This window comes from Pseudomonas sp. A0308, from assembly GCF_044218815.1.
Classification (GTDB): domain Bacteria; phylum Pseudomonadota; class Gammaproteobacteria; order Pseudomonadales; family Pseudomonadaceae; genus Aquipseudomonas; species Aquipseudomonas iridis.
This window is the reverse complement of the sequence record NZ_CP162581.1, coordinates 5433751-5446488: the sequence shown is the minus strand read 5'-3', so window position 1 is coordinate 5446488 and position 12738 is coordinate 5433751. Positions and strand designations below refer to the sequence as shown.

Genomic DNA, 12738 nt, shown 5'->3' with positions numbered 1-12738 from the left:
CCTCGCCCTAACCCGAGAGAAGACCGCTTGCCCATGTCTATTTCATCTACACGCCGTCCCTTGTTGCGTCTGTTTCTGCTGAGCATTTGCGCCTGCCTGCTGAGCCCGCTGGTCAGCGCCGATCCGGCGAAACGCCTGCGCATCGGCATCACCCTGCACCCTTATTACAGTTATGTAGCGAACATCGTCGGCGACAAGGCCGAGGTGGTCCCACTGATTCCGGCCGGCTTCAATCCGCACGCCTACGAACCACGGGCCGAGGACATCAAGCGCATCAGCGGCCTCGACGTGATCGTGCTCAATGGCGTCGGCCATGATGACTTCGCCGACCGCATGATCGCCGCCAGCGAAACGCCGAACATCAAGACCATCGAGGCCAATGAAAACGTGCCGCTGCTGGCCGCCACCGGTGTGGCTGCGCGGGGTGCCGGCAAAGTGGTGAACCCGCATACCTTCCTGTCGATCAGCGCCTCTATCGCGCAGGTCAACAACATCGCTCGGGAGTTGGGCAAGCTCGACCCGGACAATGCCAAGACCTACACCCAGAACGCCCGCGCCTACGGCAAACGCCTGCGGCAGATGCGCGCCGACGCGTTAGCCAAGCTGACCCAGGCGCCGAACGCCGAGTTGCGTGTGGCCACTGTTCACGCGGCTTACGACTATCTGTTGCGCGAGTTCGGGCTGGAAGTGACGGCAGTGGTTGAGCCGGCCCACGGTATCGAGCCGAGCCCGAGTCAGTTGAAGAAGACCATTGACCAACTGCGCGAACTGGATGTGAAGGTGATCTTCTCGGAAATGGACTTTCCGTCTAGTTATGTCGAAACCATTCAGCGTGAATCGGGCGTGAAGCTGTACCCGCTGTCGCACATTTCCTACGGCGAATACACCGCCGACAAGTACGAAAAGGAAATGACCGGCAACCTCAACACCGTGGTTCGGGCGATTCAGGAGTCTGGCGCATGACATCCAAAGAAACCCTGATCGCCCAGGACGGCGAGCAACTTGTGGAAGCGAACTTGCTCGCGAAGTCGCCCGGTCAGCCGCCATCATTGCCAAATGCAACACCGCTTTCGCGTGCAGACTCGCGCTCACAGGTCACGGGGCCGACCTTGGCATTTGCAGAGGTCTGCCTGACATTGGGCCGCACGACGATTCTCGACAACGTCTCCTTCCAGGTGCAGCCCGGCACCGTGCATGCACTGGTCGGCCCCAACGGCGGTGGCAAGAGTTCGCTGATCAAGACGTTGCTGGGGCAGATGCCGCATCAGGGTCAGTTGAGTCTGCAATGGCCCGGCGAGCCCGGCACCATCGGTTATGTGCCACAGGCGCTTGAATTCGATCGCGGCTTGCCGATGACGGTCGATGATTTCATGGCTGCCATGTGCCAGCGCCGCCCGGCCTTTCTCGGTTTGAGCAAGCACTACGCCGGCGCCATCGGTGAAGCGCTGGAACGGGTCGGCATGCAGGACAAACGCAAACGCCGCATGGGCGCACTGTCCGGAGGTGAACGTCAACGGGTGTTGCTCGCCCAGGGCTTGATCCCGGCGCCACAACTGCTGGTGCTGGATGAGCCCATGTCTGCTCTCGATGAGGCAGGGATCCGGGTCTTCGAACGCCTGCTCGGCGACTGGCGCGCGGCGGGCATCACCGTGCTGTGGATCGAACACGATCTTGAAGCGGTTGGCCGTCTGGCTGATCGGGTCACCGGCCTCAACCGTCGCGTGCTGTTCGACGCCACGCCACAACAGGCGCTAACACCGGAACGACTGCTGACCCTGTTCTCGACCCATCCACGGAGCGCTGCCTGATGAGTTACGAAGCCTTTCGTTTGATGGTCCAGGGTTGGGCCTCTTCCGGTTATCTGCCGGAGGCGCTGGCTTACGGTTTTGTGGTCAACGCGCTGCTCGCCGGCCTGCTGATCGGCCCGGTGCTGGGCGGGCTCGGCACGCTGGTGGTGGTCAAGCGCTTTGCGTTTTTCTCCGAAGCGGTCGGCCACGCAGCGCTGACCGGTGTGGCCATTGGCATCCTGCTGGGCGAACCCTACACCGGGCCTTATGGCAGCCTGTTCGGCTACTGCCTGCTGTTCGGCATTTTGCTCAACTACCTGCGCAACCGCACCGGCCTGGCGCCGGACACATTGATCGGTGTTTTTCTGTCGGTGTCCCTGGCCCTGGGCGCGAGCCTGCTGCTTATTCTCGCGGGCAAGATCAATGTGCACATTCTGGAAAACGTACTGTTCGGCTCGGTGCTGACGGTCAACGGCAATGATCTGGCGGTATTGGCCATCGTCGGCTCGCTGGTGATGGCCCTGGCGTTGCCGTTGTACAACCGCATCATGCTGGCCAGTTTCAACCCGCAACTGGCGGCCGTTCGCGGCGTGGCTGTGAAGACTCTGGATTACCTCTTCGTGATTCTGGTGACACTGATCACCGTGGCCGCCGTGAAAGTCATCGGCGCGATTCTGGTGGGCGCCCTGCTGGTGATTCCGGCGGCGGCGGCGCGCTTGCTCAGCCAGTCGCTCAAGGGCTTTTTCTGGTGTTCGGTGCTGATTGCCACGGTCAGCACGTTGTGCGGGATTCTCGCGCCAATTGTTTTCGATCTGCCGATCCCGTCCGGCGCCGCGATCATTCTGGTCGCCGGTATTGCCTTCGCCCTCGCCGCCATCGCGCGCGGGGTTGTCCCGAGTCTGAAAGGGAATCTTGGATAAATGCTTTTTTCATTGCGCAACCTGACGTTGGCCATGGCCCTGTGCGGCGTGGTCTCCACACCTTTAATAGCCGCCGAAAGCGCCAAGCCCTTGCGAGTGCTGGCCTCTCTTCCGATCACCTATGGCCTGGGCGACGTGCTGCTCAAAGGCACCGACGTCAGCCTCGAACGCGCGGCACCGGCGAACCTGCCGGGCAGCCGCCAGACCGCGTACTTCACCGGGCGCGGCGCTCCGGCACTCAATAAACTGGCCACCGGCGCCGATGCGGTGATCGGCGTGCGCTCGCTGTGGGCCGATGACCCGCTGTATCCCTTCGCCCGTCGCAGCAACATTCGCATCGTTGAAGTCGATGCCGCACGCCCGGTCGACGGCGCGTTGCCCGGTATCGCCGTGCAACCGGATTTGAAAGTCGACGGTTTGAACAGCCAGCCGTGGCTGGCGAGCAACAACATGGGGCGCATGGCAGACGTGATGGCCGCAGATCTGGTGCGTCTGGCCCCCAACGCCAAGCCGAAGATCGAAGCGAATCTGGCGCTGTTGAAACAACGCCTGCTCAAACTCAGCGCTGCCAGTGAGGCGCGTCTGGCCAATGCCGATAACCTGAGTGTGATGAGCTTGAGCGATCACTTCGGCTATCTGATCGGCAGCCTGAACCTTGAGTTGATCGGGCAGGATCCACGTCCTGATGCAGACTGGACGCCAGAGGATCTGAAAAAACTCACGGCGACACTCAAGGAAAATGATGTGGCGGTGGTGTTGCATCACCGTCAGCCATCGGAAGCAGTGAAAGCGGCGATTGCCCAGTCGGGTAGCCGATTGCTGGTGCTGAGTATTGATGCCGAAGATCCGGTGGCGGAGCTTGAGGGCAATGTGGATTTACTGCTCAAGGGGCTGAGCGGGGCGTAACTTCAGTTGTACCGCGTTATCGTTCATCGCTGACAAGCCAGCTCCCACAATGATCCGAGGTGTGCACAGCATTTTGTGGAGCACATCAAAACCCTGTGGGAGCTGGCTTGCCAGCGATGAGGTCCTGACAGAAACCCCGTATTCCGGGCATGAAAAAACCCGCTGACTGCTACCAGTCCAGCGGGTTTCTTTTTGCCCGTCTGCTTATTGAGCCGCAGCCAGCCCTTCCATCTTCTGGCGCAGGCTGAGTGGGCGCATGTCGGTCCAGACTTCTTCGATGTAGGCCAGGCATTCCTTTTTCAGGCCGCTCTTGCCCACGGTGCGCCAGCCTTCTGGCACGGCCTTGTAATCCGGCCAGATCGAGTACTGCTCTTCGTGGTTGACCACGACCTGAAAGAGGATGTCCTCACGGTCGAATACTGACGTCATGCTGGTTCTCCATCGTTGTAAGGGTGGTCTGCACGTCGGGTGCAGCCGGGTATGTAGAAAGAACGTTCGGCGCGCTGAAAAATTTACACAGCGGCAATAGCGGCAGCCAATGCACGACCGAAGATCTCGGCAACGCGGTCGATTTCGACAGCGGTGATCACCAGTGGTGGCAGGAAACGCACGACGGCGCCATGCCGACCGCCCAGTTCCAGAATCAAGCCGCGCTTGAGGCATTCGCGCTGCACCAATGGCGCCAGACGCGCAAACGCTGGCGGATGGCCGAGCGCATCCGGGGTGCCCGTCGGGTCCACCAGCTCGACGCCCAACATCAGGCCACGACCACGGATATCGCCCATCTGCGGGAAATCACGCTGCAGGATGTGCAGGTGCTCGCTCAGGCGCTCGCCCATGGCGGCCGCGTGTTCGCACACTTTGTGTTCAAGCAGATAACGCATCACCGCAGAACCGGCAGCCATCGCCATCTGATTGCCACGGAACGTGCCAGCGTGTGCGCCCGGTTGCCAGGTGTCGAGCCAGTCGCGGTAGACCACGACCGCCAGCGGCAGGCTGCCGCCGATGGCTTTGGACAGCACGACCACGTCCGGGGTGATACCGGCATGTTCGAAGGCGAACATCTTGCCGGTGCGGGCAAACCCGCTCTGAATCTCGTCGACAATCAGCGCTACGCCGGCCTTCTCGGTGATCCGACGCAAGCCGCGCAGCCATTCGATGTCGGCCGGAATCACTCCGCCCTCACCCTGCACCGCTTCGACGATCACGGCCGCTGGCAATTGCACGCCGGCCTCGGGATCGTTGAGCAAATTATCCAGATAGCTCAGATTGGCCTTCACCCCGCCACCGCCGCCGATGCCGAACGGGCAGCGGTAGTCATACGGAAACGGCATGAACTGCACGCCGTTGCTGAGTAACGCACCCAGCGGCTTCTTCGGCCCCAGGTTACCCATCAGGCTCAGAGCGCCCTGGCTCATGCCGTGATAACCACCGGAGAACGACAACACGGTGCTGCGACCGGTGGCCGTGCGTACCAGTTTCAAAGCCGCTTCCACTGCGTCAGTGCCGGTCGGGCCGCAGAACTGGATTTTCGCTTGCGACGCCAGTTGTGCCGGCAGCAAGCCAAACAGATCCTGGACAAACTGATCCTTGACCGGGGTGGTCAGGTCCAGCGTGTGCAGCGGCAGTTCATCGGCCAGCACCTGCTGGATCGCTGCGATCACCACCGGATGGTTATGCCCCAGTGCCAGCGTGCCGGCACCGGCCAGACAGTCGATGAACGTACGCCCTTCAACATCTTCGACATAAAGGCCCTTGGCGCGTTTGAGTGCCAGGGGAATACGTCGCGGATAGCTGCGGGCATTGGACTCCTGCTGTGCCTGACGAGCCAGCAATGGCGATTCGTTGAACTCATACAACGTTTCCGCTGGCGCCGAGGTGACCCGGGCCGATGACTCTCTGATAAGGCTGGTGGCAACTGACATCTGTCGACCCCTCGATTCGCTATGGATAGTGACCAAAACAGCACACCGGACAGGTGCGCGTTCCAGTCACGGGGCGCACTTGCAGGTTTTCCTGTTCTGGAAACGCTTAAGCGAGGCAAGGATTTAGCCCTTGGAGTGACTGTTCATCCGGACATTGCCAGCGGCTTGGCCATAGGCAGGATCTGCAAGCCTTTGTGCGCGAGGGAAGGTGCAGATTCGCGGTAACCCAAATGGCGATAGAACGCTTCGCCGGTGCGCGTGCTGTTGAGATGAACGGTGCGCACACCGCGAACCCGCAGCCAGCCTTCCAGATCGTTCATCAGCGCCCTCCCGACGCCACGGCGAAATGATTCCGGTTGTACGTGGCAAAGCACAACGTCGCCATCCAGACGGGCCATGCCGATACCGACCGGTTTGTCCGCCAGCAAGGCAATACTCAGATAGAAGTGCGGATTCGCGAGCCAGGCACTGATGAAATCGGCAGACTGCTGCCGGGTCCAGTCACTGACGATCAACGGGTCGTTGCGGTGATCGAGCGCACAACCAAAACGGATCGAGCGTTCGATGATACGGCTGATGATTCCGACGTCGGCCAGAATGGCCGGACGAATGCAGACAGGTGCTTGCATGGCGCTGTTCCCTCAATCCATTGAGTCAAGGCTGGCGCCGACCTTAACGTCAGCGCCGCCGATTAACCAATGCAGAGAAGTTACATTTGATGTGCAGACGTCAGAGGGACTGCAACGGCATCGTCAGCTCAACGCGCAAACCATCCGGGCGGCTGTCGAAATGCAGGGCGCAGTCGCAACGCTGGACGATCGCCTGGACAATCGCCAGGCCGAGGCCGCAACCGGTGCTCTGACCGTTGCGCCAGAAGCGCTGGGTCAGGTGCTGCAAATCATCCGGCGCAATGCCCGGGCCATGGTCGCGTACGACAAAACGCACGCGGTTGCCGATGGTTTCCAGACGCAGCTCGACCGCACAATCTTCGGAGGTATGGCGCAGGGCGTTGTCGAGCAGATTGCGCAACGCGGCGATCGACAGCACCGCAGGCATTTGCAACGGTGCAGACGAGAGTTCGGCGGGCAGATGCAGTTTGATCCGCAGACGCTCGCCACCCGTAGCGTCGGCAATCGCCAACCTGGCCACTTGCTCGGCGCTGTACTGCGTGCCGTCGTCGAAGGACAGACTGCCCTCGACCCGTGCCAGCAACAGCAGTTGCTCAAGCGTGCGGTGCAAACGGTCGGCGCCCTCCTCGGCCCGCGCCAGCGATTGATCGCGGGCGCTGCCCTCGGTCATGCGCGCCACTTGCAGGTGCGTCTTGATCGCCGTCAGCGGGCTGCGCAGTTCATGCGCGGCGTCACCGGTCAACCGACGTTCGCGCTCGATGGTCTTGCCGATGCGCTGGAACAGCTGATTCTGGGTATCGAGCAGCGGCTTCAATTCGCTGGGAAACGATTGCAATTGCAGTGGTTCGAGCGAGTCGGCATTACGTCGCATCAAGGCTTCGCGCAGGCGATTGAGCGGTGCCAGGCCTTGCCCGATTCCCAGCCACAACAGGCACAGACAGCCGAGCAACGCCACGCCTACCGGCACCGACGCCGCCAGCAGGATCGACATGTTCAGGGCTTCGCGCTCGATCTGCCGATCCGCCGTGGTAATCCGTACATCGCCCCGGGCGAGGGTGAAGCTGCGCCACGGTGCGCCGTCGATCATCTGATCGTGGAAGCCCATTTTCTCGGCCTCCAGCGCTTGTTCGGGATTGTTATGACTGCGCGCGAGAATTTCCCCGCGCAACGAGCTGACCTGACAGGCCATGCCGCCGGGAATGTTCAGTTGCTCGGCACTGAAATGCGTGCCCTCGCCTTTGCTCGGCAATGTTGGCAATTGCTCCAGCAACCCGGCAACCATGCGCGCCGAAGCCACCAGACGCTGGTCGAGGGAAAACATCATCTGGTTGCGCAGATCGCTGAGCATCCAGGCCGCTGCCAGCGCCCAGATCAGCGCGAACGCGGCGCCAAGGGTCAGGCTCAAGCGCAGGCGCAGGCTCATCACTTGCCTTGATCTCCACCATCGGCCGGCCCCAGGCGATAGCCCAGACCGCGCACGGTTTCGACGATACCTTTACCGAGTTTGCTGCGCAGGTGATGGATATGGACGTTCAGCGCGTTGCTTTCCAGCTCATCGTTGAAGCCGTAGACGCTGTCCTTCAACTGCTCGGTGGACAGGACCCGCCCGCGATTGTGCAGCAGTGCCTGCAACAGCGATTGCTCGCGCCGCGAAAGGTCCACCGATTGCCCGGCCAGCCGGGTTTCGCGGCTGCTCGGGTCGTAGGTCAGCGCACCGTGCTCGATCAGGTTGACGCTGCGCCCGGCCACCCGCCGCAGCAAGGTTTGCAGACGCGCAAACAACTCACGCAGATCGAATGGCTTGAGCAAGTAGTCATCAGCACCGGCCTGCAAGCCGTCTACGCGATCGGTGACCGAGTCGCGCGCCGTCAGGATCAGCACCGGAATTTCCAGGCCGTGCTGGCGTAACTGCTGCAACAATTTCAGGCCATCTTCGTCGGGCAAACCGAGATCAAGCACCATCACATCAAACTCGGCAACCTTGAGCATCGCCCGGGCCTTGGACGCCGTATTGACATGCTCGACGGTCAAGCCTTGAGCCGTGAGGCCGGCAACGATGCCGCTGGCGATCAGCTCATCGTCTTCGCAAACCAATACGTGCATGGGAGCTCCCTGAGCAAAAACGCGAGTGAAGCAGGTGAGGATTAAGCGGCAATTATGGCTGTCACCGGGGGTTACGGGAAGCCGAGTCAAGAACAGGTCGTGCCTGCACGGCTGCATCGACTGTTTGAAACAGGTAAACAGCGCGCAACTCCCGCCCCTATAAACAGCCCATGAAATAAATCCCGACATATAGCCGCTACATTTTAATAACTACCCGAGATAGCCTGAGCAGGCACTAAAAACTACGGCTTCTTTAAAAGGACTTTAATAAACATGCCTGCATTGAATAACTTTGTCGCGGTCGACTGGCGCTCTGGCGCAGATCGCATTTACTTTTTTTTCAAGGATACCGACACCTATTCCCGGTTCAATATCGGCGGCGATGTTCCGAACGGCTATCCCGCCTCTACCGACGGCAGATGGGACACTTTCACGCCTTACATCCAGAACCTGCGCTTCGGCTTCACCACGACTTCCCTGGGTTTCAACACGCGCAGCGACGAAGATATCGCCTGGCTGTTCTTTTACTACGGCGATACCCCGGCCGTGTGCAAATACGACCAGGATACAGACAAGGTTTCAGGCATCTACGCGTTAGCCGACACACTCTGGAAACCGATACTTCCCTACTTTGACAAAATCATTGCCGGCACCTGGACAGAGGTTTCCGGCCACCCTTTCCTGTTCAAATTCATTCTGAATGACGGTCATTACCTGAGCTTCAACTACAAGGCAAAAACACTCACCCGCAATGCCTTTGGTCAGAACCGCCTGGGCGCCCTGGCCCCTTACAAGGACCGGATCATCACGGCGGCCCAAAACGATCGAACTTTCGCCGACAGCTATTGGTATATTTTCCTCACCCATAACCAGTATCTTGTTTACAACATACAGGCCGACAAGCTCGCATCCGGCCCGCACACCATCAACGAAAGCAACTGGCCAGGGTTGTTACGCAACTGACCGGGCCGGCAGCGGCATCACAGGGCGCGGTTAATCATCGGTTAATCGCTACCGCCCATTGTGCCCCCACTTGCACAGGGACAAGGCTCCTCTCCATGCGTCATATTTTTCTACTGTTTGCGCTTCTGATCTCAGGCCTGGCCCAGGCGGGAAACAATCCTTTCGAGACAAAACCGGATTTTCTGCCGGTCGATAAAGCGTTCGTTCTCACCTCCGAGCGCCTGGAATCCGGTGAAACCCAGCTGTTCTGGCAAATCACCGACGGCTACTACCTGTATCAGAAACGCCTGAAGTTCGACGGTTTGAGTGCTGCACAACAGCCGACGCTGCCAGAGGGTGAATCCCACAGCGACGAGTTCTTCGGAGAACAACCGGTTTATCGCCAAGGGCTGGAGGTAAAGATCCCGGCGACGGCGACCGGTCAAATCAAGGTCAGCTATCAGGGCTGCGCCGATGCGGGTCTGTGTTACCCGCCGCAAACCCGGGTCATTGATCTGGGCGGTAAAGCGGTCACGCCGGCCAGTGCGCAAGCACCGGATGAAGCCCTGGCCAACAGCCTTCAGCAACGAGCACTGGGCTGGAGCCTGCTGGTATTTTTCGGCCTCGGCCTGCTGCTCGCCTTCACCCCTTGCACATTGCCGATGTTGCCGATTCTGGCGGGGATGATTGTCGGCAGCGGCGCAACGCCACGCCGAGGTTTCGCGCTGGCCGGCAGTTATGTGATCTGCATGGCGCTGGTGTATGCGGCGATGGGTGTGATCGCTGCGCTGCTCGGGGCGAACCTGCAAGCCTGGTTGCAAAACCCGTGGTTGCTGGGTGCGTTTGCCGCAGTGTTTGTGGTGCTGGCATTGCCGATGTTCGGCTTCTTTGAACTGCAATTGCCAGTGGCCTTGCGTGACCGACTGGAACACGCCTCGCGCAGTCGCAGCGGCGGCAGCCTGGTTGGCGCCGGCGTGCTCGGCGCACTGTCCGGTCTGCTGGTCGGCCCGTGCATGACCGCGCCACTCGCCGGTGCGTTGCTGTACATCGCGCAAAGCGGCAACGCCCTTCACGGCGGGCTGATTCTGTTCTCGCTGGGGATCGGCATCGGTGTGCCGTTGATGTTGCTGGTGACCGTAGGTAATCGCTTCCTGCCCAAACCCGGCGACTGGATGAACCTGCTCAAGGGCGTGTTTGGTTTCCTGTTCCTCGCCACGGCGTTGCTGATGTTGCGCCCGGTGCTGGACCCGTCGTTATGGCTCGGTCTGTGCGGCGCCTTGTTGTTGATCGCCGCCTACTGCGCGTGGAAGCAGTCCGAAGGCTTCGGCCGTGTCGCTCAGTTGTTCGGCGCCACTGCATTGCTGCTTGGGTTATGGGGCAGTTTGCTGATGATCGGTGCAGCCGGCGGCAGTGACGATCCGTATCAACCGCTGCAGGTTTACAGTGGCGACCGTGTCGCCAGTGCGGCGCCGAATGGTCATGATGCGTTCACTACCATCAAGGAACCGGCAGCACTGCAGCGCGAACTGGATGCCGCCAAGGCCCAGGGCCAGTGGGTGCTGCTTGATTACTACGCCGACTGGTGCGTTTCCTGCAAAGTCATGGAAAAGCAGGTGTTCGGCAAGGACAAGGTGATGCAGGCGTTGAGCGACGTACGCCTGCTGCGCCTGGATGTGACCACCGACAATGCCGCCAGCCGCGAATTACTCAGCCGCTATAAAGTGCCGGGGCCACCGACTTTTGTCTGGATCGGCGCTGACGGCGAAGAGCGCCGCAGCCAGCGCATCACCGGTGAAGTCGATGCCGATACGTTCCTGCAACGCTGGACCATCACCCGAGACGCCAACTAATGCTGACTTTCACCCTCGGCACCTTTGCCATCGCGCTTAACCATTTGCTGCTGATCAGTGCATTGGCACTGGCGACCTTCGTCGGTTGGCGAGTGGCCAAACGCGGTGGCGATAATCCCGAGTCGGCGCTGTTCAGTCTGTTCCTGATTGGCATGCTCGCGGCCCGCATCGCGTTTGTCGCGATGTACTGGAGCCATTACCGCGATGATCTGTGGCAGATCGTCGACCTGCGCGATGGCGGTTTTCTCGCCTGGCCGGGAGTCATCGTGTTGCTGCTCGTCGCACTGTATCGCGGCTGGCGTCGCCCGGGGCTGCGTCGGCCACTGGGTTTTGGCGTGGCCAGTGGTTTGCTGTTCTGGGTGATGGCGACACTGTCGTTGAACATCTACGAACAAGGCACGCGGCTGCCAGACATCTCCTTGCGTAACGCCGCCGGGGAAACCATCCAGCTCAGCGACTATAAAGGTGGGCCGCTGGTGATCAACCTGTGGGCCACCTGGTGTCCACCGTGCCGACGCGAGATGCCGGTACTGGAAAACGCCCAGCAGCAACGCCCTGACCTGACGTTCCTGTTCGTCAATCAGGCCGAAAGCATGCAAAGCGTTGCGACGTTTCTCGAAACCCAGGGCCTGAGCCTGACCAACGTGTTGTTCGACCGCAGCGGTCGTTTGGGTCAGGCCGTGGGTTCCATGGCATTGCCGACTACCCTGTTCTATAGCCCTGATGGTCGCCTGTTGGCCAGTCACCTGGGCGAGTTGTCGAACGCCAGTCTGGCTCGCGCAATGGAAAACTTCGACACCCCGAATTCAAACCCGAACCCGGCCTCCGCACCGGCCACTTCGTCAAGGAAACTGCCATGCCCCGCCTCCGCCACCTGCTGACGCTGACTCTGGGCACTGCCCTGTTGCAACTGCCGTCGGTTCAGGCCGCTGAAGAATTGCCTGCCGCGATCAAGCAGATCGAAGCCAAAGGCGCGAAAATCGTCGGCCAGTTCGATGCTCCCGACGGTTTGCGCGGTTACGCGGCGCAATACCAGAACCGCGGCATGGCGTTGTACCTGACCCCGGACGGTAAGCACGTTCTGCTGGGCAACCTGTACGACGCCGACGGCAAAGACCTGAGCAGCGAACCGTTGCAGAAGCTGGTGTACGCGCCAATGGCCAAGGAAGTCTGGGCCAAGTTCGAGGCGAGCAACTGGATTCAGGACGGCAACAAGGATGCGCCGCGCACGGTGTACCTGTTCAGCGATCCGAACTGCCCGTATTGCAACGTGTTCTGGGAACAGGCCCGCCCGTGGGTCAAGTCCGGCAAAGTGCAATTGCGCCACATCATGGTCGGGATCATCCGCGAAGACAGCCCGGGGAAATCCGCCGCGTTGCTCGCCGCCAAAGACCCGGCCAAAGCGCTGGAAGATCACGAAAAGGCCGGCAAGAGCAGTTCGCTCAAGGCCTTGAAAGACATCCCGGTAGCCGTGCAAACAAAATTGGCGGCGAACATGCAGTTGATGGACGACCTTGAATTGCAGGCCACTCCGGCGATTTTCTACATGGATGACAAGGGTGAATTGCAACAGCAACAAGGCGCGCCGACGCCGGACAAGTTGGCGAAGATTCTCGGACCTAAATAAGCAAGATCAAAGATCGCAGCGTGCCGCACATCCTTATAGGAGCTGCGGC

The 12738-nt window shown here is 60.4% G+C and carries 13 protein-coding genes; 8 read left to right on the top strand and 5 right to left on the bottom strand.

From position 1 onward, the window contains the following. The first annotated feature begins 33 nt into the window (after positions 1–33). Genes AB4P92_RS25230 through AB4P92_RS25215 form a run of 4 tightly spaced genes read left to right on the top strand, consistent with a single transcriptional unit; the run spans position 34 to position 3613 of the window. Positions 34–963, top strand: coding sequence for a metal ABC transporter substrate-binding protein (locus tag AB4P92_RS25230; RefSeq protein WP_047302289.1), 930 nt, complete (start codon positions 34–36; stop codon positions 961–963). Continuing rightward, positions 960–1808, top strand: a complete 849-nt coding sequence (locus AB4P92_RS25225) for a metal ABC transporter ATP-binding protein (RefSeq protein WP_047302290.1) — start codon at positions 960–962, stop codon at positions 1806–1808. The genes AB4P92_RS25230 and AB4P92_RS25225 overlap by 4 nt, the downstream gene beginning before the upstream one ends. After that, positions 1808–2707 (top strand): metal ABC transporter permease, encoded by a 900-nt coding sequence (locus AB4P92_RS25220; RefSeq protein ID WP_007917717.1) that lies wholly within the window; start codon positions 1808–1810, stop codon positions 2705–2707. Before AB4P92_RS25225 ends, AB4P92_RS25220 begins: the two co-directional genes overlap by 1 nt. Continuing rightward, positions 2708–3613 carry a metal ABC transporter solute-binding protein, Zn/Mn family gene (locus AB4P92_RS25215; protein ID WP_273878100.1) on the top strand — a complete coding sequence of 302 codons (906 nt, stop codon included), beginning with the start codon at positions 2708–2710 and terminating at the stop codon, positions 3611–3613. Between the two features lie 204 nt (positions 3614–3817). Here the strand turns inward: AB4P92_RS25215 and AB4P92_RS25210 are convergent, their stop codons facing one another. From AB4P92_RS25210 to AB4P92_RS25190, 5 genes are all read right to left on the bottom strand, one after another. Next, a complete protein-coding gene (locus tag AB4P92_RS25210) occupies positions 3818–4042 on the bottom strand; it encodes an MbtH family protein (RefSeq protein WP_042560205.1) in 225 nt (74 codons plus the stop codon). 83 nt (positions 4043–4125) lie between these two features. Next, on the bottom strand, positions 4126–5538 hold the full coding sequence (locus tag AB4P92_RS25205; RefSeq protein ID WP_395598337.1) for an aspartate aminotransferase family protein: 1413 nt from the start codon (positions 5536–5538) through the stop codon (positions 4126–4128). A 143-nt stretch (positions 5539–5681) separates the two neighbouring features. After that, positions 5682–6167 carry a GNAT family N-acetyltransferase gene (locus AB4P92_RS25200; protein WP_395598336.1) on the bottom strand — a complete coding sequence of 162 codons (486 nt, stop codon included), beginning with the start codon at positions 6165–6167 and terminating at the stop codon, positions 5682–5684. A gap of 100 nt (positions 6168–6267) precedes the next feature. Further along, positions 6268–7590 carry an ATP-binding protein gene (locus AB4P92_RS25195; RefSeq protein ID WP_150596170.1) on the bottom strand — a complete coding sequence of 441 codons (1323 nt, stop codon included), beginning with the start codon at positions 7588–7590 and terminating at the stop codon, positions 6268–6270. After that, on the bottom strand, positions 7590–8270 hold the full coding sequence (locus AB4P92_RS25190) for a response regulator (RefSeq protein WP_042560210.1): 681 nt from the start codon (positions 8268–8270) through the stop codon (positions 7590–7592). The genes AB4P92_RS25195 and AB4P92_RS25190 overlap by 1 nt, the downstream gene beginning before the upstream one ends. Before the next feature lie 273 nt (positions 8271–8543). Between AB4P92_RS25190 and AB4P92_RS25185 the strand changes: the two genes are divergently transcribed. From AB4P92_RS25185 to dsbG, 4 genes are all read left to right on the top strand, one after another. Further along, positions 8544–9233 (top strand): hypothetical protein, encoded by a 690-nt coding sequence (locus tag AB4P92_RS25185; RefSeq protein ID WP_261736366.1) that lies wholly within the window; start codon positions 8544–8546, stop codon positions 9231–9233. A gap of 95 nt (positions 9234–9328) precedes the next feature. Then, positions 9329–11062, top strand: a complete 1734-nt coding sequence (dsbD, locus tag AB4P92_RS25180) for a protein-disulfide reductase DsbD (protein ID WP_395598335.1) — start codon at positions 9329–9331, stop codon at positions 11060–11062. Beyond that, positions 11062–11943 carry a TlpA disulfide reductase family protein gene (locus AB4P92_RS25175; RefSeq protein ID WP_042560212.1) on the top strand — a complete coding sequence of 294 codons (882 nt, stop codon included), beginning with the start codon at positions 11062–11064 and terminating at the stop codon, positions 11941–11943. The genes dsbD and AB4P92_RS25175 overlap by 1 nt, the downstream gene beginning before the upstream one ends. Beyond that, complete coding sequence (dsbG, locus tag AB4P92_RS25170) at positions 11919–12689, top strand: thiol:disulfide interchange protein DsbG (RefSeq protein WP_047302297.1); 771 nt, start codon at positions 11919–11921, stop codon at positions 12687–12689. The genes AB4P92_RS25175 and dsbG overlap by 25 nt, the downstream gene beginning before the upstream one ends. The last annotated feature ends 49 nt before the right edge of the window (positions 12690–12738 follow it).

Excerpts from the sequence above, each read along its gene's own strand:
- AB4P92_RS25230 (WP_047302289.1), top strand. The coding sequence starts at position 34 with ATGTCTATTTCATCTACACGCCGTCCCTTGTTGCGTCTGTTTCTGCTG.
- AB4P92_RS25225 (WP_047302290.1), top strand. The coding sequence starts at position 960 with ATGACATCCAAAGAAACCCTGATCGCCCAGGACGGCGAGCAACTTGTG.
- AB4P92_RS25220 (WP_007917717.1), top strand. The coding sequence starts at position 1,808 with ATGAGTTACGAAGCCTTTCGTTTGATGGTCCAGGGTTGGGCCTCTTCC.
- AB4P92_RS25215 (WP_273878100.1), top strand. The coding sequence starts at position 2,708 with ATGCTTTTTTCATTGCGCAACCTGACGTTGGCCATGGCCCTGTGCGGC.
- AB4P92_RS25210 (WP_042560205.1), bottom strand. The coding sequence starts at position 4,042 with ATGACGTCAGTATTCGACCGTGAGGACATCCTCTTTCAGGTCGTGGTC.
- AB4P92_RS25205 (WP_395598337.1), bottom strand. The coding sequence starts at position 5,538 with ATGTCAGTTGCCACCAGCCTTATCAGAGAGTCATCGGCCCGGGTCACC.
- AB4P92_RS25200 (WP_395598336.1), bottom strand. The coding sequence starts at position 6,167 with ATGCAAGCACCTGTCTGCATTCGTCCGGCCATTCTGGCCGACGTCGGA.
- AB4P92_RS25195 (WP_150596170.1), bottom strand. The coding sequence starts at position 7,590 with ATGAGCCTGCGCCTGCGCTTGAGCCTGACCCTTGGCGCCGCGTTCGCG.
- AB4P92_RS25190 (WP_042560210.1), bottom strand. The coding sequence starts at position 8,270 with ATGCACGTATTGGTTTGCGAAGACGATGAGCTGATCGCCAGCGGCATC.
- AB4P92_RS25185 (WP_261736366.1), top strand. The coding sequence starts at position 8,544 with ATGCCTGCATTGAATAACTTTGTCGCGGTCGACTGGCGCTCTGGCGCA.
- dsbD (WP_395598335.1), top strand. The coding sequence starts at position 9,329 with ATGCGTCATATTTTTCTACTGTTTGCGCTTCTGATCTCAGGCCTGGCC.
- AB4P92_RS25175 (WP_042560212.1), top strand. The coding sequence starts at position 11,062 with ATGCTGACTTTCACCCTCGGCACCTTTGCCATCGCGCTTAACCATTTG.
- dsbG (WP_047302297.1), top strand. The coding sequence starts at position 11,919 with ATGCCCCGCCTCCGCCACCTGCTGACGCTGACTCTGGGCACTGCCCTG.